The following is a 21,709-nucleotide window of genomic DNA, read 5'->3' on the forward strand; positions in this document are numbered from 1 at the left end:
TGCAGAGTATGCAGACCGCGCCCCGCTTCCGATGTAGGCAGGCGCCCTCAGGCCATGAAGCCCACGTTCTTCGGGTAGTCGATGCCGTTGACGTTGCCGCCGAAGTTCTTGAGGTTCGGCAGGATGCTTTCCAGATTGCCCGCCGGCACGCCGAACCAGCTCGCGAGCGTGGCGCCGTACTGGTCGACCGAGGTGGTCGGAATCAGCCGGCCCTGCCCCACATGGCCTTCGTAGCCGGCCAGCTTCGAGTCGTTGTTGATGCTGACCACCTGCGGCGTGCCGTAGATCTGCTTGCCCTTCACCGCGCCGCCGACGATGAAATGGTGGCCGCCCCAGCCGTGGTCGGAGCCGTCGCCGTTGGAAGCGAGCGTGCGGCCGAAATCGGAGGCGGTGAAGGCTGTGACCTTGTCGGCCATGCCCTGCGTGACCATCTCCTGATAGAAGGCCGCGAGTGAGTCGCTCAGCTGCGTCATCAGGACGGGCTGGTTGGCGATCAGGTTGTCGTGCAGGTCGAAGCCGCCCATCGAGACGAAGAACACCTGTCGCTTGGCGCCCAGCGTGCTGCGGCCGCGGATCAGGCGCGCGACCATCGCGAGCTGGCTGCCCAGGCCGGCCGGGAAGGTGCCGGCCGCGAAGCCCGCGCCGATGGCCGAAGTGACCGAACCCTCGGCCTCGACCGCGCGCTTGGTGATCTTGTTGTATTCGTTCTCCATCACATGGCCGCGCGCCTGCTGCACGAGCTGCGCCATCGCTGCCTTGACCGAGCTCGAGCCGTAGACGTTGGCGTCCTTCACGCTCCTGATGCCGACCGCGCCGCTCGTGCTCACCTGGTATTGCAGCGCGGTATCGCCCGAGAGGAACACCGCGTTGCCCGACACCGACATGCAGGTGAAGAGCGAGTTGGTGTTCTGCGAGAGCATCAGGTCGCCGATGTTGCCGCCCCAGCCGACGGTCGAGCCCTCGGGCGAGGACGACTGCCAGGTCGACTGCTGGTCGTTGTGCGAGAACAGCTTCGGCGGCTGCGGATAGAGCTTCTTGTTGCTGTTGTTGTACTGGGCGCGCGTGAGCGGCACCACCAGCGGGCCGACGTTGAGTTGCACCGCCATCTTGGCTTGGTCGAACAGCGTGGCCAACGCAGTCATCGAGGGATGCAGCGCGTACTGGCGTCCATCGGGCAGCGCCGTATTCGGAGCGAGCGCCGTCAGTTGACCTTTGCCGATCGCGACGCCGCCCGCGGTCTGCCCGGCCCCGCCGCCCCGGATTGCACTGTAGGCGTTGTAGCTGGGATCGTCGTAGGTGATGACGGTGTTCGCATAGTCGTTGCCCCCGAACAGGAAGACGCAGACCAGCGCCTTGTAGTCGTCGCCGGGCGCCGCCTGCGCGGCGGCCTCGCCCATCGCGGCCAGGTTGAGCGCAAAGGGCAGTGCGGTGCCCGCCATGGCGAGCTGGCCGGAGCGGCGCAGAAAGGCGCGCCGGGTGTGGGCTGCGGGATTGATCAGGTACATCGCGCGCTTCCTTATTTCTGGATCAGGTATTCCGGCGAGGCCATCACCATCAGCACCGCGGCATAGACGCGGTTGTTCTTGACGCCGTCGCTGCTGGTCGAAGTGACCGCCGGCGTGGCGAGCGCATTGACGACCAGCGCCTGCGTGGCGGCGGTGAGTTGGTTGCCGGTGAAAAGCAGGTTCAGCCGCCGCACCAGCGCGGCCGGATCGAGCACCAGCGCCTTCTCGGCCGCATAGCTCGGGATCACATCCTTGCTGTTGAAACCGTTGGGCACCACGTTCTGCATGAAGTTCAGGTAGCCGCCGACGCTGGTCTCGTTGACCATCTGGAACTCGGGTGCCACCAGCTTGGCGCTGGCTATCGCGGTCGAGGGCGGCACGTAGCCGGGCCGGAAGAAGTTGAAGACCGAGGGCGAGCGCAGCGGGCTCTGGCCCAGCTGGTCGTTGGGGCGGGAGAGGTTGCCGATCTTCCAAGTGTCCAGCGTGGAGCCGATGCCACAGGTGCGGCCCCACTGCACGAGACGCAGCATCGGCTCGCGCAAGCGGCCGAAGTTCGGGTCCGTGAGGCCGGCCGGGCTGCGCGCCTCGTTGTCGAGCAGCACGGCGGCGAACACGCTCTTCATGTCGCCGCGCACGCCGGCGCCGTTGTTGGCGAACACGTCCGCCACGCGCTTCACGTAGGCCGCGCTCGGGTTGCTGGTCACGAGGCGCTGGATCAGCTGCTTGCTGATGAAGGGACCGACGTTCGAGTGATTGAACAGCGTATCGAGCGCGATCTTGAGCGCCGCCTTGCCCTCGGTGTTGGCCGGCACGGTGGCGCCGAGGAACTTGGCTTCGAGCATCGAGTGGCGGGAGGCCGTGAGCGCCATCGGCCGCTTGGTCCAGGCGTTGCTCTCGATGGTGTAGCTGGCGCCGGGCGGCGTGAAGGTGTTGCGCTCGGCGGCGGGGATGTCGAGGTCGTAGCCGGTGAACACGCGCGCCAGGTTGGTCACGTCGTCCTGCGTGTAGCTGTCCAGCGGTGTGCCGTCGGCACCGGTCCTGACCGTGCCGTCGGCATTGAGCTGGTAGAGCCCGATGGTCATGAGCTGCATGACCTCGCGCGCGTAGTTCTCGTCCGGCTGGCGCCCCTGCGCGTTTTCCTTCTGGTTGCCGCGCGTGTTGAGGTAGTAGCCCATCGCCGGGTTGAGCGTCACGTCTTCCAGCAGCTTGCGGAAGTTGCCGGTGACGCCAGCGACCAGCATGTCCCAGTACTGGGCCATCATGTGGTCGTTCCAGTTGGAACTGAGGTCGTTGGCCGAGACCACGAAGATCTCGGTGAACGCCAGCGCCATGCGCTTGCGCATCCCGTCCGGCGCGGTCATGAGCTGGTTCCAGATCATGTCGTCGGTGTAGACGGTGTTGTAGGGCTTGCTCGCGATCCAGTCCCAGCCGGTCTGCGTGGGCGCCCTATCGACCTGCTCGCCGAGCCAGGGCAGGTAGCCCTTGGCACGCACCGCGGCGATCTCGGCCTCGGAGGCCGAGAACTGCGACTGCAGCAGGAAGCGCGCGGCCTCGTCGTCGGTCTTGGCCTGCGTGTAGATGTAGGTCTGGCCGGTCGGCGTGCTGGCCAGGGGCGTCAGGGAGCCGGCCTGGACGTCGCCGCCGCCCATGCCGGCGAAACTGCTGCCGCCCCCTCCGCCGCCGCCACCGCCGCAGGCAGCGAGCGCCGCTGCGGCAGCCAGCGCGGCAGCCAGGGGCAGGGGATTGTTGTGCGCCGCCGGCGCCTCGGGAACTGCGTGCGTTTCGGACACGCGCAGCACTTCGTCGGTCGCCTCGGAGCGACCGGTCGCAATATCTTCCACCATGAGTTCCTCGCTCCTCGGCGCCCTTGCGCCGTTCTTCTCAAGGCAAGCGCCATGCCGGACCCGCGCCGGGCTGCGAGGACTCTAAAGGCTGTGTAGGGGCGGCGACTGCGACAACAATTGTTCTGAAATGTGACTTTTTCCGTCACTTCGATACAACCGCGCCCTTGCCGGCGACGCGAAAAGTCGCTCAGGGCTTGGCTTTTTCGAGGCTGTCGCGGGTGCGGATCGCCTCGCGCCGAGCGGCTTCGGCGAAGTCGGCGCCGGCCGAGGCGTAGCAGATGGCGCGCGATGAACTGACCACGATCGGCGCATCGGCGCGCCAGCCTGCACGCACGGTGGCGACCGCATCCCCGCCCTGGGCGCCGACGCCGGGAATCAGGAGCGGAACCGTGGGCGCCAGCGCGCGCACGCGCTCGATCTCGGCCGGGTAGGTGGCACCGACCACGAGGCCGAGCTGGCCGTTCAGGTTCCAAGGCCCCTGGACGAGTCTTGCAACGTGTTCATACAAAAAAGGTTCTCCTTCCAGGCCCGCGAGCCGCTGGCCCTGCAGGTCGGCACCGCCCGGGTTGCTGGTGCGGCACAACAGGAAGGCGCCCTTGCCGTAGTGGCGCAGGTAGGGCTCGACCGAATCGAAGCCCATGAAAGGCGACAGCGTGACGGCGTCGGCGCCGTAGCGCTCGAAGGCCTCGCGCGCGTACTGCTCGGCCGTGGACCCGATGTCGCCGCGCTTGGCATCGAGGATCACCGGCACATGCGGCGCGTTGCGCCGCATGTGCTCCATGAGCTGTTCGAGCTGGGCTTCGGCGCGGTGGGCGGAGAAGTAGGCGATCTGCGGCTTGAAGGCGATCGCCAGGTCGGCGGTGGCATCGACGATGCGCGCGCAGAAGTCGTAGATCTTGCCGGCGTCGCCCTTCAGATGGGCGGGGAATTTCGCGGGCTCGGGGTCGAGGCCCACGCACAGCAGCGAGCCGTTTTGGCGCTCGGCGGCGCGCAGCTTGTCCAGAAAGGTCATGGGGCGGAATTTTAGGCCGCCACCGGCAGCGCTCAGCCCGAGCGCAGCAGTTGCTCGGCCGCCAGGCACAGGTCGGCCCAGGCACGCGCCTTGTCGGCCGGATTGCGCAGCAAGTAGGCCGGGTGGTAGGTCGCGATGACCGCGACGTCCTCCAGATCCGGGATGGCCAGCCGCACCGCGCGGCCGCGCAGCTTGCCGAGCGGCTCGCCGCTTTGCAGCAGGCTCTGCGCCGCCAGCGGGCCCATCGCGAGCACGACGCGCGGCGCCAGTGCGGCGGCGGGCGCCGCAAAGGCCTCGGCGATCGGGCGCGGGCTGCCCGGCTGGCCCGAGGCCACGCCACGGTGCGTACGCATCAGATGCACGGGCGTGGCTGCGCCATGCAACTGCAGCGCGCGCAGCATGTTGTCGAAAAGCCGGCCGGCATCGCCCGCGAAGGGTTCGCAGTGGCGCCCGTCGAGCTCGGGCGGCATGTCGGCGACGATCAGCCACCCGCCTTGCACGGCCTTGTCTTCATCGCCGTAGAGACGACGCGGCGCATCGATCAGCACGGTCGCACCGTGGGACGGCGCAGCGGACGGACGGACAGGAGGAGCGGACACAGGCACCGGCGCACGCGGCGCCGCCGGCATGGCTTCGGCTTCGACGCGCGGCACCGCGACCACCACCTCGACCGCCTGCGCCTCGGCAGGCTCCGCCACCGGCCACCAGACCTTGACGCCCATCTCGTCGAGCATCGCGCGCTGCCGCGCGTCGAGATTCAGCGTGCCGGCGCTCATTTCAACGCACCCCATGCGCTGGTCGATTCGTTGAGCCGCAGGCTCATCACCACCGCGTCTTCGCGTGCGTTGCCCTCCGCCGGGTAGTAGCCCTTGCGCACGCCCACGCGGCGAAAGCCCTGGCGCTCGTAGATGGCAAGCGCGCGCAGGTTGCTCGCGCGCACTTCGAGCCACAGCCACTGGGCGTTCTGGCCGCGCGACCAGCCGGCCAGCGCCTCGAGCATCAGCGGCGCCCAGCCCTGGCCCTGGAAGGCCGGCGCGACCGTGAGGTTGAGCAGATGGACTTCGTCGACGCCTTTCATGGCCACGAAGTAGCCGATGATGGTTTCGTCGCCGGTCCGGGCCGCAGGCCGCCCCCAGAGCGCGCGCGGCCCGCCCGCGGGCGGGGACGAGGGCTCGGTGCCGAGTGCGGAAGGAACGACCAGGCACTGGCAGTGGTAGCCGGCGGCCAGCGAGTCGCTGAAGTTGGCCGGCGTCCAGGGGTGGGTGAAGGCGGTTTTCTCGATCGCGCAGACAGCCGGAATCCGCTCGATCGTGATCGGCTCGAGACGGGCTTCACGCGGCTGTTGCAGGACTGCGCTCATGATGATGAATCGGTCATTGCCGCCTTGAGGGCGGCACGCTCTTCGGTGGTCTGCGCCACTTTATCGCGAACATAGAGCGGCCAGGCCTCGGCGGGTGCGACCGTTCGGCCGGCTGCAAGCAATTCGGGGGCCAGGCGCAGCATCGCGGCCGCGGTGGGCAGCACCTCGTGGCGCGCCACGGCTGCGGGAAGGCGCTCGCCATAGGCCGCGAAGGCATTGCCGGCGAGCGCCCAACCGGACGGCACCTCGACCTGCTCGGGCGCCAGCAATTCCGCTTCGCCGGCGGGCGCCGCTGCGCGCCCGAACTCGTAACGCGCGGCATAGACCTGGTCCATGCGGGCATCGAGCACGGCGACCACGTGCATGGCACCGAAACGGTGATGCGCCTCCTCGGCCACCGCCTGCAGCGTGTCGATAGGCAACAGGCGCACGCCGGCGCCGAAGCCCAGGCCCTGCGCCACCGAGCAGGCGGTGCGCAGACCGGTGAAGGAACCGGGCCCGCGCCCGAACGCGATCGCATCGAGTTCGGCCAGCGCGAGGCCGGCTTCGGCCAGCAGCTGCTGGATCAGCGGGATCAGCGTGGTCGAGGATTGCGCGCCGCCGGCGCCGTCGTGTTCGAACAGCCGGTCGCCGTGGCGCACCGCGACCGAAAGCGCTTCGGTGCTGGTGTCGAAGGCCAGGAGCTTGAGCGCCGTCGCCATGGCCGTCATCCGCGCGCCGGCGCGGCGGCCGGCCTTGCTGCTGCCGCGGCGCGAACGCGCTGCACGCCGAACAGGATGCCGGCCGTAACCAGCAGCAGCCCGGCGATCAGGTTCCAGTGCAGCGGCTCGCCGAGGAAGACCACGGCAGCGAGGGCCGAGAGGCCCGGCACCACGGCCGTGATCATGGTCGAACGCACCGGCCCGAAGTACTGGATCATGCGCGTGAAGGTAATGCCGGAGATGACGACCGAGCCGACGCCCTGGAACAGCATCTGGAACACGATCTCGCCCACCGGCGCGCTGTCGAGCCGGCTCGCGACCACGCCGGCGGCGGCCAGCAGGGCATAGACCGGCACGTAGGTCACGAAGGCGAACACGGTGATGGCGATGGTGGCGCGCACCGCGTCGAGCCCGTGGCGCCGAACCACCACGCTGTAGCAGGCCCAGCAGAAAGCCGCGCTCATGAAGAGCAGGTCGCCCTTCCAGATCTGGCCGCCCTCGAGGGCATGCAGCAGGCTGGCGCCGCCGACCAGCAGGTCGCCGACGACGATCAGCGCGAGGCCGAACGCGCGGGCTGTAGTGATGCGGTCGTGCAGCACGATTGCCGCGAGCACCGCCGTCCAGAGCGGCAGGCTGCCCGGCATCAGCACGGCGGCATGGGTGGCCGGCGCGTAGAAGAAGCCTGTGTAGGCGAGCAGGGCATAGGCCAGGCCGCCGAAAGCGCCTGCGGTCGCGGTGATGCGCAGTGAAGCGGGCGACAAGCCGAAGAGCGAGCCCGCCGACGGATCGTTCCGGCGCGCCTGTTGCATCACCAGCCAGGCGCCCCAGGGCATGAGCACCAGGCTCGCGCCGCAGATGCGCGCGAAGGCAATGTCGAAGGGGGTCAGCGAGCGCCCGGCCGAGGCCCGCGCGATCACGATGAAGGCGGTCCAGACGAGGACGGTGACGACGGCCGCGCCGATGCCGATGGTGCGAGCGGAGAAGCGGGGTGCGGCGGGCATCACGCGATTATCGAGGGACGGCCATGCACCGCGCTGCGATGGGCCCATGACACTGCCGGCCGGGATAATCGCGCGATGCCTTTTGCCCTGCCCCTTGCCGCGCGCCGCGCCGTTCGCATGCTGTCCCTGGTTCTGGCGCTGGCGGCGCTGGGTTCGGTGCCCGCCATCGCCCAGAACCTCCCGCCCGAGGTCGAGGCCGCACTGGCCCGCGCCAAGGTGCCGCGCGATGCCGTGACGATGCTGGTGGCCGACGCCGACGCCGCGCATGCCCCGCGGCTCGCGTGGCGGGCGCAGGTGCCGGTCAACCCGGCCTCGGTCATGAAGCTGGTCACCACCTACGCCGCGCTCGACCTGCTCGGCCCGGCCTTCACCTGGACCACGCCCGTGTACGTTGACGGTCCGATCCAGAACGGCGTGCTGGCCGGCAACCTCTACATCAAGGGCCAGGGCGATCCGAAGCTGGTGCTCGAGCGCCTGTGGCTGCTGCTGCGCCGCGTGCAGGGGCTGGGCATCCACACCATCAACGGCGACATCGTGCTGGACCGCAGCGCCTTCGAGGTTCCCGATGCCGATCCGGCCGCCTTCGACGGCGAAGGCCTGCGCCCCTACAACGTCGCGCCCGATGCGCTCCTGATCAACTTCAAGTCGGTGGTGATGACCTTCGTGCCGAACCGTGACAGCCAGACGGCCCAGGTCAACTTCGAGCCCTACCTGGCCGGCGTGGCGACGCAGGCCACGGTGCCGTTGTCGGCCGGTGAATGCGGCGACTGGCGCGCCGCGCTGGCGCCGGCCTTCACCGATCCGGCGCGCGTGAGCTTTGCCGGCAGCTACCCCGCCGCCTGCGGCGAGAAGGTGTGGCCGGTGGCGTATGCAGATCCGCGCAGCTATGCAGTGCGCGCGGTCGGCGGGCTGTGGGCCGAGATGGGTGCCAAGCTCCGGGGCCAGGTGCGCGAGGGCCAGGTGCCGGCGGGTCTCAAGCCCGCATTCGAAGCCGTCTCGCCGCCGCTGGCCGAAGTGATCCGCGACATCAACAAGTACAGCAACAACGTGATGGCGCAGCAGCTGTTCCTCACGCTCGGCCTGCAGCAAAAGAAGCGCGGCACGCTCGAGGGTGCGCGCGCCGCAATGCGCCAGTGGTGGAACGAGCGCATAGGCACCGGCGAAGGCCAGCCGGTGTTCGACAACGGCTCGGGGCTCTCGCGCGAGGAGCGCATCAGCGCAGCCGCGCTCGCGAAGATGCTGCAGGTGGCCTGGCGCTCGCCGGTGATGCCCGAGCTGGTGTCCTCGCTGCCCGCCACGGGCGTCGACGGCACGTTGCGCAAGCGCGCGCTGCGCTCGGGCGGCGCGGCGCATCTCAAGACCGGCACGCTGCGCGATGCGGCCGGCGTTGCGGGCTACGTGCACGGCGTGAGCGGCCGGCGCTGGGTGGTGGTCGCGATCGCCAACAACGGCAATGCAGCGGCGGCGCGGCCCGCCTTCGATGCGCTGGTCGACTGGGCCGCGCAGGACAACTGACCGAGCGTCGCCAACGCGACTTCCACGCCGTTCCGGCTCCGGGTTTCCCTTGTCTTGCTTTGCAGATCGCAAGCCTAGGATCGGTGCGCCCTTCACAACAAGACTCCCGGAGACATCCATGAAGCGTCTGCATCTTCTGAGCGCCGTCGCCATGGCCAGCCTGCTGGCCGCCTGCGGCGGCGGCGGCGACGGCCCCGGTTTCAACTTCGGAGCCGGCGGCGGCGGGACCGGCACCGGCGCGCTCCAGGAACCGGCCGTGACCGTGACGACGCTGTCGGCCGCGCAGATCGATGCCGGCACCGCGCAGAACGGCCTGCAGCCGATCAGCGGCAAGGCCAAGTGCGACGTGAGCGTGGTGGCGCTCAACTACAGCACGGTGGGCCCCAAGGGCGAAGCCACCAACGCATCCGGCGTGCTGCTGATGCCCGCGGGCAGCTGCGCCAACAACGCACCGCTGGTGGCCTACGCCAAGGGCACCGACGTGCAGAAGCCGCGCACGCTGGCCAATCCGCAGGATCCGGAGACCTTCTTGCTGACGGCGATGTACGCAGCCCAGGGCTACGCCGTGGTCGCCACCGACTACCTGGGCTATGCCAGGTCGAGCTTCTCGTACCACCCCTACCTGCATGCCGATTCGGAGGCCCGCTCGGTGCTGGATTCGATCCGCGCCGCGCGCACGGCGCTGGTGGCGACGGGCGGCTCCTTCTCGGGCAAAGTGATGTTCACCGGCTACTCGCAGGGCGGGCACTCGTCGATGGCGGCACACCGGGCCGCCGAGCGCGACAGCCCGCTCGAATTCAACGTGGTGGCCGGGGCTCATCTGGCAGGTCCGTACAACATGTCGGGATCGTTCAAGCTCACGACGGCGATCGCGGGCTACCAGTTCTTCGTTCCCTTCACCGTCACCTCCTATCAAAAGATCTACGGCGACGTCTACACGGACGTCAACACGGTCTTCAAGGCGCCCTACGCAGCGACCATCGAAAACCTGCTGCCGAGCCCGACGCTGAACTTCACCACGCTGGTGACGAGCGGCGCGCTGCCCGGTGCCAACGGCGAGACGCCGGCCCAGGCACGCGACGCGCTGTTCCACAGCGCGTTCCTGACGGACGTGCAGACCAACCCCAACAACGCGCTCTTCCTCGACGCGAAGAAGAACGACCTGTTCGGCTGGAGCCCGCGCGCCAAGACGCTGCTGTGCGGCGGCGCCGGCGATCCCACGGTGCCGCCGGCCGTGCACATGGTGCCCATGAAGGCGGACTTCGATGCGCGCGGCGTGACCACCGTGTCGACGGTGGATGTCGACGCACAGATCCAGGCGAGCTTCGGGCCCGGCGGCACGGCGCCGACCGATCCGACGACGCCTGCCTACGCCACCTACTTTGGCGCCTATCACGGCACTTACGAGCCGCCGTTCTGCCACGCGCGGGCGCGGGCCTTGTTCGACACAGTCAAGTAACGGGGGCGATCAGGCCGCAGCGGCCCGTTGCAGGCGGTCGCGCACCCCTTCCCATTCGGGACCGGCCGGCGGCGTCTCGACCCAGATCAGCTTGACGCCCTCGGCGTCGAAGGCGCGCAGCACCGCGAAGAGCTGCTGCGCGGCGGTGGCGGCATCGTCGGGCATGCGGCGCTGCAGGATGTGCTGCGAACGGCTCTTGAGCGCGCTGCGCGACCAGACCGCGATGTGCGCCGCGCTGGCGCCGAGCACGTCGAGGCCGGTCTGCATGGCCTTCGCATCCATCAGCCGCAGCTTGGCGCTCGGCGCGTAGTGGGCCTCGAGCGTGCCCGAGGCGCGCGGGTCGGGGGCGGCCAGCTCGTGCTTGTCGCGCAAGGCCTCGCCGCAGGCCGCCTCGATCTGGGTGCGCGTGATAGCGCCCGGCCGCAGCAGCACCGGCGCGCCGCGACTGCAGTCGACGATGGTCGATTCGATGCCCACCTCGCAGGGACCGCCGTCGATCACCAGCAGCTCGTCGCCGAACTCCTGCTGCACGTGCTGCGCGGTGGTGGGGCTCACGCGGCCGAAGCGGTTCGCGCTCGGCCCCGCCACGCCCGGCACGCCCTGCTCGGCGCAGGCCGCGAGCAGCGCTTGCGCCACCGGGTGCGCGGGGCAGCGCAGGCCGATGGTGTCCTCGCCGCCGGCCGCCGCCGCGGCCACGCCGGGCTGGCGCGTGACTATCAGCGTCAGCGGGCCGGGCCAGAAGGCAAGCACGAGTTTCTGGGCGAAGGCCGGCAGCGGCTGGGCAAAGCGGGACAACGCTTCGGTCCCCTTGACACCGGCCGCCACGTGCACGATCAGCGGATGGTTGCTGGGCCGGCCCTTGGCCTTGAAGATGCCAGCCACGGCCGCATCGCTGGTCGCATCGGCGCCCAGACCGTAGACCGTCTCGGTCGGGAAGGCGACCAAGCCGCCGGCGCGCAGCACGCGCACGGCCTCGTCGATGGCAGCGGGCGACTGGCCGTCGCGAATCATGGCGCTCACTCCGAGAGAGGGATCGGCAGTCCGAGCAGCGCAGCCGCGAAGTCGGCGGTGCTGCGAACCGTGTCGATGTTCTCGCCCGTGATCGTGAGATGGCCCATCTTGCGGCCGCGGCGCGCCTCGGTCTTGCCGTAGAGATGGAGATGCGTTCCAGGCAGCGCGAGCACATCGGCCCAGCGGGGCTCGACCGCCGTCTCCGACGACCTGGGTCCGCCCGAGGCCTCGGCATCGGCAAACCACAGATCGCCCAGCAGGTTCAGCATGAGCGCGGGGCTGTGCTGGCGCGGCGCGTTCAGCGGCAGGCCGGCGAGGGTGCGCACCTGCAGCTCGAACTGCGAGATGTCGCAGGCCTCGATGGTCCAGTGGCCGCTGTTGTGCGGGCGTGGCGCCATCTCGTTGACCACCAGCGATCCGTCGGCCAGGACGAAGAACTCGACGCACAGCACGCCGACATAGTCCAGGCCCTCCGCGATGGCGACGGCCGAATCGACGGCGTGCCGCGCCTGCGCTTCGCCCATGTTGCCGGCATGCACCTCGGTCACCGCGAGGATGCCGTCGCGGTGCAGGTTGCGCTGCGGCGGGAAGTGCACGACCTGGCCATCTTCGCCGCGGGCGACGATCACCGAACATTCGAAATCCAGCGGCAGCAGCTTTTCGAGCACGCAGGGCACGCCGCCCATCGCGCTCCAGGCGGCTGCGAGTTCCTCGCGCGTGCCGACGCGCTGCTGCCCCTTGCCGTCGTAGCCGAGCCGCGCGGTCTTGAGGATGCCGGGCAGCAGGTTCGGCGGCACGGCCATGTGGTCGGCCGACTCGATGATCGCGTAGGGCGCACAGTCCACGCCGCAGCCGACGAAGTGGCTCTTCTCGCGGATGCGGTCCTGCGCGATCGCCACCGAGGTCGCCGCCGGCCATACCGGACGCGCGACCGAGAGATGTTCCAGCGAGGGCGCCGGCACGTTCTCGAATTCGGTCGTGATGGCATCGGCCAAGCCCGCGAGCCGCGCGAGGCCGTCGACATCGGTGTAGTCGGTATGGATGTGGTGGTGGCTCACGCGCCCTGCGGGGCTGTCGGCATCGGGGTCGAGCACCGCCGTGAAGTAGCCCATGCGCTGCGCCGCATGCACGAACATGCGGCCGAGTTGACCGCCCCCGAGCACGCCGAGCGTGGCACCCGGCAGGATCGCGCTCACAGCGCGCCTCCGCCCTGGGGCGAGAAAGGCGATATCGCCGGCGGATCGACCGGCGGCAGGGCCATCGACCGGGCCACCTCGGTCTGCTGCGCGCGGAAGGCGTCGAGCCGGGCGCGCAGCGCCGGATCGGCCACGGCCAGCATCGCAACCGCGAACAGCGCCGCATTGGCCGCGCCGGCGTTGCCGATGGCAAAGGTCGCGACCGGCACGCCCTTTGGCATCTGCACGATGCTGTAGAGCGAATCCACGCCCTGCAGGTGCCGGCTCGCGACCGGCACGCCGAGCACCGGCACGGTGGTCTTGGCCGCCAGCATGCCCGGCAGGTGGGCCGCCCCGCCCGCGCCGGCGATGATGGCCGCGAGGCCGCGCGGCGCCGCGCTTTCGGCATAAGCGAACAATTCGTCGGGCATGCGGTGGGCCGAGACCACCCGCGCCTCGTGGGCGATGCCGAATTGCTGGAGAATCTCGACCGCGTTGCGCATCGTCTCCCAGTCGGAGTTCGAGCCCATCACCACGCCGACCTGAATTGCTTGCTTCATGGTTTCAATTTTACGTTTCACCCCCAGGTTCCCGCGATGATCGACATCACCCTCGAAAACTTCCAGACCGAGCTGATCGACGGCTCGATGACCACGCCGGTGCTGCTCGACATCTGGGCCGAGTGGTGCGGCCCCTGCAAACAGCTCGGCCCGGTGCTCGAAAAGCTCGAACTCGAGTATGACGGCCGCTTCACGCTGGCCAAGCTCGATGCCGACAAGGTGCCGCAGATTTCGCAGCAGCTGAGCCAGATGTTCGGCGTGCGAAGCATTCCCTTCTGCGTGATGTTCAAGGACGGCCAGCCGGTCGACGGCTTCGTCGGCGCGATTCCCGCCGACCAGATCCGCAGCTTCCTCGACAAACATGTGCCGGGCGCCGACGAGGCCGAGGCCACCGAGCAGGAAGAAGCTGCCCAGGAAGCGCTGGCCGAGGGCGACACCGAAGGTGCGCTCGAACGGCTGCAGCACGCGGTCGCGACCGACCCGGCCAACGACGACGCGCGCTTCGACTACATCAAGCTGCTGCTGCAAGAGGGCCGCGTCGACGATGCCAAGGTCGCCTTCGCGCCGGTGATCGCCAAGACCTCGCTGGTGCGCCGTTTCGACGCGCTGCAGCGCTGGATGGACGCGATCGACTTCGCAACGCCGGCCACCGGTGCGGCACCGACGCTCGCCGGCGCCGAAGCCCGCATCGCGGCCAACAAGCGCGATTTCGAGGCCCGCTTCGACCGTGCGCGCCTCTTGATGAGCGCGCAGCGATGGACCGAGGCCATGGACGAGCTGCTCGACATCCTGATGCGCGACAAGGGCTGGAACGAAGAGCTGGCCCGCAAGACCTACATCGCGATCCTCGACATCATCGAGCCGCCCAAGCCCAAGGTGGCGGACGGCCAGATTCCGCCGGACGATCCGACCGTGGCGAGCTACCGGCGCCGCCTGAGCAGCGTGGTGCTGAGCTGAGACCGAGCGCCTCAGAAAAGACCATCAAACTACTCATATTCATGAAAAAGCTACTTTCGAGTAGCTTTTTTGTTGCGCCTCGACGCGGGAATAGCTACTATAACTACTCAATTTATAAGATTTGAGTAGTTTGATGCTCATCGACGAACTGGAAAACGCCCGCAAGGCGGCCGGCTGGAGCCAGGAAACCCTGGCCGAACGTGCCGGCCTCTCTCGCATGACCGTCCAGCGCACCGAAAGCGGCCAGATCGATCCCCGGCTTTCGACGCTGCTCGAAATGGCACGCGCGCTGGGCCTCGAGCTCATGCCTGTGCCGGCCGCTCTGCGCCCACAACTCGAGGACTTCGTGCGCTCGGGTGGCCGCGTGCTGGGCCAGCCGGCGGGTGTCGGGGCGCCGCCCTCCATCACACAGACTCTTGAAGCCAAGTGAGCACAAGCTCAACCTTCACCACCAGCATCCGCTACCTGCGGATGTCGCTGCACCTGCCCGGCGGCGGGAGGCGAACAATCGGCTACCTGTCCCAGTACGGCGACATCTTGCGCGTCTCCTTCGACGCCGACTACGTGGCCGATCCGGCGCGGCCGACCCTGTCGCTGGCCTACCGCGGGGCGGACGAGGCGGCGACCCGGGCCATTCTCTCGTCGGCACGCGACGTCCGCCTGTCGCGCAGCGACGGCCACTGGCCCACCTACTTCCAGAATCTGCTGCCCGAAGGCCACAACCGCGAGCGCCTCGCGCAGCAGCGCGGCTGCAGCGCCGACGACGAATTCGAGCTGCTGGCTGCCGCTGGCCACGATCTGGTGGGCGCGATCGAGGTCGAGCCAGTGCCGCCGGCCGAAGGCATTCCCGACACCGTGCGCCACTGGCACACCGCGCTCGGGCTCGACGTGCTGCAGCCCGGCTTCGTCGAGGCGCCGGTCGAGGACGCGGCCTCGATCCCCGGTGTGGTCGTCAAGTTCTCCGCCGTGCAGGAGGGCCGGCGCTACGTGGTGCGGCGCCATGGCGCGGCCGGCTCCTTCATCCTCAAGCTGCCGACGGTGCGCCATCCCGACTTGGTGGCCAACGAGTTCGCGGGCTACCGTCTCTGCGGCGCGCTGGGCCTCAACTGCGCCGAGGCAAGCGTGATTTCGCGCGCCGACGCGGAGCTGCCCGAGCAGATCCCTTTCGACCAGATCCTCGCAGTGCGTCGCTTCGACCGCTCGAGCGAGGGCGGTCGTGTGCACATGGAGGAGTTCGCGCAGGTGCTCCAGTACGAGCCGCGCCGGAAGTACGGCCGCGGCCTTGACGTCGACTGGCCGCAGATGCTGCGTGTGCTCGACCGCCTGTCGCCCGAGCCCGTGGCCGACGTGCGCGAGTGCGTGCGCCGCATCGTCGCCTTCATCCTGCTCGGCAACAGCGATGCACACTCGAAGAACTGGGCGCTGCGCTATCCCGACGGCATGACGCCCACCCTGGCGCCGCTCTACGACCCGGTGTGCGTGGCTGCCTTCTTCGAGGGCGTGCCGGCCACCGACTACGGCGTGAACCGCGCCATCGATGCCAAGCTTGCCGCCTTCGACTGGCCGGCCTTCGACGCGCTGCTGCGCAACGCCGGCCTGCTGCGGCCGGCGCGGCTCGTCGCGATCGCGAAGAACACCGTACGCCAGGCGCAGGCCGACTGGCCGGCGCTCCTGCGCGACGCGCCGGGCAGCGTGCAGCGCTGCATCCAATCCCGGCTCGCGGGCGGGGTCGCGTTGGCGCGCTGAACGCGCTCGCATACGATTGGCGCGTATTTCAATTTGTTGCCAAAGGAAAGTCCGGCCATGCGTTCCTTGTTCTTCACGACTGCATTGCTCGCATCCGCCCTCGCGGCCGGTTGCGGCAGCGGCATCAGTCTCGACGAGCCGATCGAAGGACCGGTCTGGCAACTCGAGCAGCTCGGCAGCGAGCTGATAGAGCCGAGCAGCGATCCGCGGCGCAACGCGCAGATCCAGTTCGACCGCAGCAGCGGACGGGTCAGCGGTTCGGGCGGCTGCAACCGCGTGTCGGGCACCTACGAGCGCAGCGGCAGCACGCTCAGGCTGCGCCAATTGGGGGCGACGCGCATGGCCTGCCCGAGCGAGGCGGTGAACATCAACGAGACCCAGTTCTTCGCGGCACTGCAGGCCACGGCGAGCTACAGGCTCCAGGGGAGTTCGAAGCTTTCCTTGCTGGATGCGAGTGGGCGGACGGTCGCGACGCTGAGCAGCGGCGGGCTGCGCTGAGCGCGAGGCAGGCCACCCCAAAACAAAGCCCCCGCGGCCGTCGCCGCGCCCCACGCGCATCGCCGCACGCCTTCGCGCCCCAACTTGGCGCTTTCCTGGGGCCCTCTCCTCCCGATAGGCATTCGGGATCAACTCGGAAACAGTCTCAGGCCATGGACATTTGGCTGTCGATGTGACACAAATGGCTTACACGCTTTGCCGTGTGTTTCTCCACCCACGAGGGGATGACCTTGTCATCGGGTAACAACAAGATGCCGTCTGTCGACGATCCCGGGTTCAGCCTGCAACGCCGCCGCAAGGTCGTGCTTGTGGTCGACCTCGTGGAGTCCGTGAGCCTGATGCAGGCAGACGAACTGGGTGTCATCGCGCGCTGGCAAGCATTTCTCGCGCATGTGAACCAGCTCATCTTGCCTGCCCACGAGGGGCGTTTGGTGAAGAGTCTTGGCGATGGACTGATGGTGGAGTTCGAATCGGCGCGCAATGCCGCCGCGGCCGCGCGCGCCATGCATGCCTACATGTCCGAGCACAACGAGCCGATCGGCGCGGGCCGGACGATGGCGCTGCGCGCGGGCCTGCATGCGGCGGAGGTGTACATCGACGGCCTCGATATCTACGGCAAGGGGGTCAATCTGGCGGCCCGGGTCGCCACATTGGCCGGTCCGAACCAGACAACGATGACTGTCGAGGCACGTGAGGAGCTGGTCGACGGTCTCGACGTCGACATCGAGGACCTGGGCGAGTGCTATCTGAAGCATATGGAGCAAACGGTGCGGGTGTATCGCATGCATTCCTGCAAGGACGAAGCGCTGCCCGGCCCGGTTGCCGAACCGGTCTCGGACCGACAGGTCATTGCCGTGCTGCCCTTCGAAGCCCACGGCGAAGACCCGAAACACGCGGTGGTGGGCGACCTCATCTGCGATGCCGTCATCCATCAGCTCGCGCGCACGGATCTACATGTCCTGTCGCGCCTTTCGTGCGCCGCCTTCAAAGGTCGCGTCGTCGACCCCGGCACGATCGAAAGGGGTCTGGGCGCCCGGTACGCCCTCACCGGCACATTCCACGTGAACGGCATCCACCTGTTTGTGAGTGCGACGCTGACGGACCTCCGCGACGGGTCGGTCCTTTGGGCCGGCCGTCGCACGACGGCCCTGAGCGATCTGTTCGATGCAGAGAGCGAACTGGCCGCGATGATCGCCGAGGGCACCTACAGCGCCATTCTCCAATCGCACATCGGACACGCGCGCAACCAACCCCCGGCCGCCCTTGACGACTATGCGCTCCTGATCGGAGGGATTGCGCTCATGCACCGGCAGTCGCGCATCGACTTCGCCCGATCCAGGGAATTGCTCGAGCACTTGACCGAGCGACGGCCACGGTTCGGTGCACCGAGGGCCTGGCTTGGGCAGTGGTATGCGATCGGCGTGTCGCAAGGTTGGCTCGCGGACCCGCAGCACGAGGCGAAGCGCGCGATGTTCGAGGTCGAACGCGCATTCGAGCGCGACCCGTCGCTGTCGCTGGCCATGACCATCAAGGGACAGATCGAAGGCTACCTGCTCAAGGACTTCGATGCAGCCGAGCGCGCATATCAGATCGCAATCGCCGAGAACCCGAACGAAGCGCTGGCCTGGCTGTTCATGGCAACACTGAATGCGTGGCGAGGCCTCGGCGAGCAGGCCAAGCAGGCAGCGGACCGTGCCCTGCTGCTATCGCCGCTGCATCCTGCACGCTACTACTACGAATCACTGGCGGCCACGGCTTACCTGTCGGCAGGCGAGTTTGCCAAATCCGCGGAGCTGGCGGAACGCTCGCTTCGCTCCCAGCGCCTGCATGCCTCGACGTACAAGACGCTCATTGCCGCGAGCGCGATGATGGGACGTGAGGCTCGTGCACGCGAGGTTGCGACTGCGCTGCTGGAGATCGAGCCGCACTTCACGATCGAGCAGTTCGTCGCCCGCTCGCCCATGGCCAGTTCACCTCAGTTGCAGGACATCGTGGAAAGCATGCGCAGCGCCGGCATTCCGCAAAATTAACCAGGAGCAGACCGCCATGAACAAGTTCAGCACCGCCAACATGTCCAGCCTCACGGGCATGACCGGCATGACGGGAATGACGGGAATGACGGGAATGACCGGCATGACCGGCATGAATCTCACAACCCCGGCGAATACCTTTGCGGGCTACTCGGGCGCCATGGCCAATCCGATGCTCAACACCGCATTGGAGATCAGCCGACAGTACATATCTCCCGCCGGCCAGACCGACCCTGTCGAGCCCTCGGAGTACCCCGAGGGGCCGGATGTCGACCACCTGGCGCTCAACGATGCACAAACCCGCTTCCACCTCCTGACTCAGGAGTGCCTCAGCGATCTGCGCATCGAAAGCACAGTGGTGGGCGCAGCTGTCAGTGCAACCCTGGAGTACGGGCAGATTCCCCTGATCACCCTGACGCGGCCGGACAAGGAAGTGTTCAGGAAGCAGGTCAGCGCAGTGCTTGAGCGCCGTGCAGATCGTGCTGACCGGATGGCAGAGATCATGACGCAGGTCACACCCCAGTTCGCCTATTGGGCAAGCGTCTGCAATCTCCATCCTGAGCGAAATCGCCACACCATTGAACTGAGTCTTGTGCTCCTGCATGTGGCGATGCTGTTGATTCAGCGCTTCAAGCATGAGTTCGCCTGCCCCCGCCCGGCCGCCTGGACTGTCGATATGCAGCCGCCGATTCAGACGCCCGCTTACTTTGCCTGGCCGAGCGGACACGCGACCGAGTCGCTCTTCTTCGCCGCCATGATGGCCCGCCTGCGTCCCGGCGTGCCAGGCCAGAACGAACGGCTCCACAAGCTGGCACTGCGCATCGCCGAGAACCGCGAGGTGGCGGGATTGCACTTCCCCGTCGACAGTGCCGCCGGACAGTTCCTCGGCCAACGCTTGGCCGAATACTTTGCTGCGCGAGCGGGCGACCCGGGAGCGGCAATCGAAGTGGATTGCCTGACGTGCAACGGCGATGCACTGGGCGAGTCGACAACCGCGGTATCTCGCGCCACCAACGAAGGCATCGTTCTTTGCGATGTACCGGCAATCACTCCTGCCGCACACGCCCCGAAGGTCTCGGTCAAGAAATCCGACATGCTCGCCTGGCTGTGGATGAAAGCGCGGAAGGAGAAGTCTTATTGAGTCCCCCAGTGAGCGCACGGAGACAGGCATGGCCGAACACAACCCAGGCTTCCCGGTAGAAACCGCGGACTTGTACATGGAATGGGCCTTGCTGACGGGTTCGGCCCCCGCAAGGAGCAAGTCCCGTCCCGCGGGCGGCAGGAGGCTGCCCGCAAGGTCCGTTCAATTGATCATCGAATGCAGCGAGAAATTGAAGGATGAGCTTCAGCCGCCCTTCGACAACCGCTTTCTTGCCGAGTACGCAGGCGTTGTCTTTCACGAGGTCGCCGATGGCGCAGACGACAACAAGATCTACAGCGTTTCCGCCCACCTCGACGACGTGAGCCGATGGAGAGCACAAGGCAAGCTCAAGGACGTGCGCGTCGAGTACTCCACGGCGCGCGATGCACCCGGGGAGCCGGACCGCGAGCGATGGCTTCCCCCGAAGGCGTCGTTCATCGACGCGGCACAGGATGCATCGTCCGCTGTCGAGATCGGCGAAAACGGGCGGTTGAAGGGCAAGGTCATGGTCGTCATCGACGATGGCTTGGCCTTCTTGAATCGCGCCTTCAGAAAAGCCGACGGCAACTCGACGAGGGTTCGATACTTTTGGGATCAGGATCCGTTGCGCGTCGCCGTGTTCCATGATGGAGAAATGAAGGAGCTTGACCTCGGCACGTCGAAAGCCGAGAGCAGCTTCAGCGCGACGAAGTGGCGCGAAGCCCCCGGCTTCTCCTACGGACGCGAACTTGCAGCCGCCGTGATCGACGAGTTGATCGCAGAAGCGCCGGATGCGCAGTCCGAAGCCGACGCCTATCGAAAGCTCGGCTACGACCGCGTGCGCCATGTCTCGGCACACGGTACGCATGTCGCCGACCTGGCTGCAGGATCGCTCCCGCCGCGTCACATGGGCGGCAAGCTCGACAGTGCGGGTGCCGACGATACGGACATCATCATGGTGCAGCTGCCTCCCTCCACGGCGCTGGACACATCGGGCGGAGGGCTCGCCAAGCATGTGCTCGATGCATTGAAGTACGCGCTGTCCAAGGTGGACGACTCTGCCCAGGTGGTGGTGAACCTGAGCTTTGGTGCGACAGGCGGGCCCCATGACGGCTCCAGCCTGTTCGAGCGCGCCCTCGACAGCTTGATCGGGCGCGAACGCAGCAAAGGGCGCAACTTCGCGCTGGTGCTGCCCGCGGGCAATCATTTCGACGCTGCAGTCCATGCCGCCGGTGAGATTCGTCCAGGCGCCATCACGGAACTCGCCTGGCATGTCCGTGCCGAGGATCCGACGGAGAGTTTTTGCGAGTTGTGGTTCGATGCCAGCAGGCTCGACGATGTCTGCATCGAACTCGTCAAGCCCAACGGGGACAGCATCGAGGCACGGCCGGGCAGAACGGTATTTGATGGCGACATGCCAACGTCTTCATGCTGCGCCCTCGGCAGCGTCCGCCACGCTGCAGCAGCGAACGCGAAGTGCGCGGTGCTCGCCTCCTTGCTGCCCACGCATTTCGAGAGCGGGACTGGCGTGCCCGCACCCAGCGGGATGTGGAAGATCAAACTGGCCGTCGGCAAGGACCAGAAGCCCGTCGCATTCGACGCCCGGATCCAGCGTGACGAGGCGACGCCCTACGCGCCTTATCGTGCGAGGCAGTCCTATTTCTCATCAACGAGACCACGCCTGCCGAGTACAGCCGATGACGTCGACGAAGATCCCGTGAAACGTCGCGGCACCGGAAACAGCGTCGCGCATGGGCGCCTGCCCATCGTCGCGGGGGCGTGCTATGCGCTCTCGGGCAGGCTGTCGCCATACACCGCTGCGGGTCCGACCGTGGTCCAGGGTGGCCGCCGGTGCTGGCCCGACCTCGTCGCGCCAGGGGATCTCTCGGAGCCGATGCCGGGCCTCTTGGCCGCGGGCACGCTGAGCGGCTCGACCGTTCGCATGAACGGAACCAGCGTCGCCGCTCCGCAGGTGGCCCGCGCCATTCTGAATCTCTTCGCCCGAAAACCGGCCCTCGGAGGCAGTCATCCGGGGATGGACAGCGCGTCCATCGTCGATCAGTTGCTGGACGATCCCAACCAGGGCCACCGACGGCCAGCGGGGCCAGGGACTCAGGCGCCGATCATGACAGCCCGTATCGGCGCCGGTTGGTTGAATGTCCCGTGTTTCACCCAGGCAGCGCCAAGTGCGGCTGCGCACGAGCACTGAAATGTC

At 67.8% G+C, this 21,709-nt stretch carries 19 protein-coding genes; 9 read left to right on the forward strand and 10 right to left on the reverse strand.

Features of this window, described 5'->3' with window-relative positions; genetic code table 11:
- Positions 1-47: 47 nt before the first annotated feature.
- The 7 genes from ACSQ89_RS27890 to ACSQ89_RS27920 all read right to left on the reverse strand — a co-directional run bounded on the left by ACSQ89_RS27890 (position 48) and on the right by ACSQ89_RS27920 (position 7,423).
- Entirely contained in the window at positions 48-1,505 is a 1,458-nt protein-coding gene (locus tag ACSQ89_RS27890; protein WP_436292101.1) for a DUF1501 domain-containing protein, read from the reverse strand.
- A gap of 11 nt (positions 1,506-1,516) precedes the next feature.
- A complete protein-coding gene (locus ACSQ89_RS27895; RefSeq protein ID WP_436292100.1) occupies positions 1,517-3,349 on the reverse strand; it encodes a DUF1800 domain-containing protein in 1,833 nt (610 codons plus the stop codon).
- A 187-nt stretch (positions 3,350-3,536) separates the two neighbouring features.
- On the reverse strand, positions 3,537-4,361 hold the full coding sequence (pyrF, locus tag ACSQ89_RS27900; RefSeq protein ID WP_093108684.1) for an orotidine-5'-phosphate decarboxylase: 825 nt from the start codon (positions 4,359-4,361) through the stop codon (positions 3,537-3,539).
- A gap of 32 nt (positions 4,362-4,393) precedes the next feature.
- Positions 4,394-5,137 carry a uracil-DNA glycosylase family protein gene (locus ACSQ89_RS27905; protein ID WP_436292099.1) on the reverse strand — a complete coding sequence of 248 codons (744 nt, stop codon included), beginning with the start codon at positions 5,135-5,137 and terminating at the stop codon, positions 4,394-4,396.
- Entirely contained in the window at positions 5,134-5,721 is a 588-nt protein-coding gene (gene rimI / locus ACSQ89_RS27910) for a ribosomal protein S18-alanine N-acetyltransferase (protein WP_093108682.1), read from the reverse strand. Before rimI ends, ACSQ89_RS27905 begins: the two co-directional genes overlap by 4 nt.
- Entirely contained in the window at positions 5,718-6,422 is a 705-nt protein-coding gene (gene tsaB / locus ACSQ89_RS27915; protein WP_436292098.1) for a tRNA (adenosine(37)-N6)-threonylcarbamoyltransferase complex dimerization subunit type 1 TsaB, read from the reverse strand. Before tsaB ends, rimI begins: the two co-directional genes overlap by 4 nt.
- Before the next feature lie 5 nt (positions 6,423-6,427).
- Positions 6,428-7,423: a DMT family transporter gene (locus ACSQ89_RS27920; protein WP_436292097.1), complete on the reverse strand. Its 996-nt coding sequence runs from the start codon at positions 7,421-7,423 to the stop codon at positions 6,428-6,430.
- Positions 7,424-7,498: 75 nt separating this feature from the next.
- On the opposite strand from ACSQ89_RS27920, the gene dacB reads away from it, so the two are divergent.
- Together dacB and ACSQ89_RS27930 are read left to right on the forward strand one after the other, a co-directional pair.
- Positions 7,499-8,938 carry a D-alanyl-D-alanine carboxypeptidase/D-alanyl-D-alanine endopeptidase gene (gene dacB, locus ACSQ89_RS27925; RefSeq protein WP_436292096.1) on the forward strand — a complete coding sequence of 480 codons (1,440 nt, stop codon included), beginning with the start codon at positions 7,499-7,501 and terminating at the stop codon, positions 8,936-8,938.
- A gap of 118 nt (positions 8,939-9,056) precedes the next feature.
- Entirely contained in the window at positions 9,057-10,397 is a 1,341-nt protein-coding gene (locus tag ACSQ89_RS27930) for an alpha/beta hydrolase family protein (RefSeq protein WP_436296588.1), read from the forward strand.
- 9 nt (positions 10,398-10,406) lie between these two features.
- On the opposite strand, the gene ACSQ89_RS27935 is transcribed toward ACSQ89_RS27930, so the two are convergent.
- From ACSQ89_RS27935 to purE, 3 genes are read right to left on the reverse strand one after another with little or no spacing between them, the layout of a single operon-like run.
- Complete coding sequence (locus tag ACSQ89_RS27935) at positions 10,407-11,408, reverse strand: L-threonylcarbamoyladenylate synthase (RefSeq protein WP_436292094.1); 1,002 nt, start codon at positions 11,406-11,408, stop codon at positions 10,407-10,409.
- Positions 11,409-11,413: 5 nt separating this feature from the next.
- Entirely contained in the window at positions 11,414-12,604 is a 1,191-nt protein-coding gene (locus ACSQ89_RS27940; RefSeq protein ID WP_436292093.1) for a 5-(carboxyamino)imidazole ribonucleotide synthase, read from the reverse strand.
- Positions 12,601-13,143, reverse strand: a complete 543-nt coding sequence (gene purE, locus ACSQ89_RS27945; protein ID WP_436292092.1) for a 5-(carboxyamino)imidazole ribonucleotide mutase — start codon at positions 13,141-13,143, stop codon at positions 12,601-12,603. Before purE ends, ACSQ89_RS27940 begins: the two co-directional genes overlap by 4 nt.
- Positions 13,144-13,179: 36 nt before the next feature.
- Here purE and ACSQ89_RS27950 point away from each other — a divergent pair, with 36 nt between their 5' ends.
- The 7 genes from ACSQ89_RS27950 (at position 13,180) to ACSQ89_RS27980 (ending at position 21,703) form a co-directional block, all read left to right on the forward strand.
- On the forward strand, positions 13,180-14,100 hold the full coding sequence (locus tag ACSQ89_RS27950; RefSeq protein WP_436292091.1) for a tetratricopeptide repeat protein: 921 nt from the start codon (positions 13,180-13,182) through the stop codon (positions 14,098-14,100).
- Positions 14,101-14,233: 133 nt separating this feature from the next.
- Positions 14,234-14,530, forward strand: a complete 297-nt coding sequence (locus tag ACSQ89_RS27955; protein WP_436292090.1) for a helix-turn-helix domain-containing protein — start codon at positions 14,234-14,236, stop codon at positions 14,528-14,530.
- Positions 14,531-14,571: 41 nt separating this feature from the next.
- Entirely contained in the window at positions 14,572-15,846 is a 1,275-nt protein-coding gene (locus ACSQ89_RS27960) for a type II toxin-antitoxin system HipA family toxin (RefSeq protein ID WP_436292205.1), read from the forward strand.
- 57 nt (positions 15,847-15,903) lie between these two features.
- Complete coding sequence (locus ACSQ89_RS27965; RefSeq protein ID WP_436292089.1) at positions 15,904-16,344, forward strand: META domain-containing protein; 441 nt, start codon at positions 15,904-15,906, stop codon at positions 16,342-16,344.
- A 230-nt stretch (positions 16,345-16,574) separates the two neighbouring features.
- On the forward strand, positions 16,575-18,374 hold the full coding sequence (locus ACSQ89_RS27970; protein WP_436296589.1) for an adenylate/guanylate cyclase domain-containing protein: 1,800 nt from the start codon (positions 16,575-16,577) through the stop codon (positions 18,372-18,374).
- A 16-nt stretch (positions 18,375-18,390) separates the two neighbouring features.
- Entirely contained in the window at positions 18,391-19,515 is a 1,125-nt protein-coding gene (locus tag ACSQ89_RS27975; protein WP_436296590.1) for a phosphatase PAP2 family protein, read from the forward strand.
- A gap of 28 nt (positions 19,516-19,543) precedes the next feature.
- Complete coding sequence (locus ACSQ89_RS27980; RefSeq protein WP_436292086.1) at positions 19,544-21,703, forward strand: S8 family serine peptidase; 2,160 nt, start codon at positions 19,544-19,546, stop codon at positions 21,701-21,703.
- Positions 21,704-21,709: the final 6 nt, after the last annotated feature.

The organism is Variovorax sp. LjRoot175, from assembly GCF_964253805.1.
In the GTDB taxonomy this organism is placed as follows: domain Bacteria; phylum Pseudomonadota; class Gammaproteobacteria; order Burkholderiales; family Burkholderiaceae_C; genus Variovorax.

Coding starts and splice junctions, on each gene's coding strand:
- ACSQ89_RS27890 (WP_436292101.1), bottom strand. CDS start 1,505: ATGTACCTGATCAATCCCGCAGCCCACACCCGGCGCGCCTTTCTGCGC.
- ACSQ89_RS27895 (WP_436292100.1), bottom strand. CDS start 3,349: ATGGTGGAAGATATTGCGACCGGTCGCTCCGAGGCGACCGACGAAGTG.
- pyrF (WP_093108684.1), bottom strand. CDS start 4,361: ATGACCTTTCTGGACAAGCTGCGCGCCGCCGAGCGCCAAAACGGCTCG.
- ACSQ89_RS27905 (WP_436292099.1), bottom strand. CDS start 5,137: ATGAGCGCCGGCACGCTGAATCTCGACGCGCGGCAGCGCGCGATGCTC.
- rimI (WP_093108682.1), bottom strand. CDS start 5,721: ATGAGCGCAGTCCTGCAACAGCCGCGTGAAGCCCGTCTCGAGCCGATC.
- tsaB (WP_436292098.1), bottom strand. CDS start 6,422: ATGGCGACGGCGCTCAAGCTCCTGGCCTTCGACACCAGCACCGAAGCG.
- ACSQ89_RS27920 (WP_436292097.1), bottom strand. CDS start 7,423: ATGCCCGCCGCACCCCGCTTCTCCGCTCGCACCATCGGCATCGGCGCG.
- dacB (WP_436292096.1), top strand. CDS start 7,499: ATGCCTTTTGCCCTGCCCCTTGCCGCGCGCCGCGCCGTTCGCATGCTG.
- ACSQ89_RS27930 (WP_436296588.1), top strand. CDS start 9,057: ATGAAGCGTCTGCATCTTCTGAGCGCCGTCGCCATGGCCAGCCTGCTG.
- ACSQ89_RS27935 (WP_436292094.1), bottom strand. CDS start 11,408: ATGATTCGCGACGGCCAGTCGCCCGCTGCCATCGACGAGGCCGTGCGC.
- purE (WP_436292092.1), bottom strand. CDS start 13,143: ATGAAGCAAGCAATTCAGGTCGGCGTGGTGATGGGCTCGAACTCCGAC.
- ACSQ89_RS27950 (WP_436292091.1), top strand. CDS start 13,180: ATGATCGACATCACCCTCGAAAACTTCCAGACCGAGCTGATCGACGGC.
- ACSQ89_RS27955 (WP_436292090.1), top strand. CDS start 14,234: ATGCTCATCGACGAACTGGAAAACGCCCGCAAGGCGGCCGGCTGGAGC.
- ACSQ89_RS27960 (WP_436292205.1), top strand. CDS start 14,572: ATGTCGCTGCACCTGCCCGGCGGCGGGAGGCGAACAATCGGCTACCTG.
- ACSQ89_RS27965 (WP_436292089.1), top strand. CDS start 15,904: ATGCGTTCCTTGTTCTTCACGACTGCATTGCTCGCATCCGCCCTCGCG.
- ACSQ89_RS27975 (WP_436296590.1), top strand. CDS start 18,391: ATGAACAAGTTCAGCACCGCCAACATGTCCAGCCTCACGGGCATGACC.
- ACSQ89_RS27980 (WP_436292086.1), top strand. CDS start 19,544: ATGGCCGAACACAACCCAGGCTTCCCGGTAGAAACCGCGGACTTGTAC.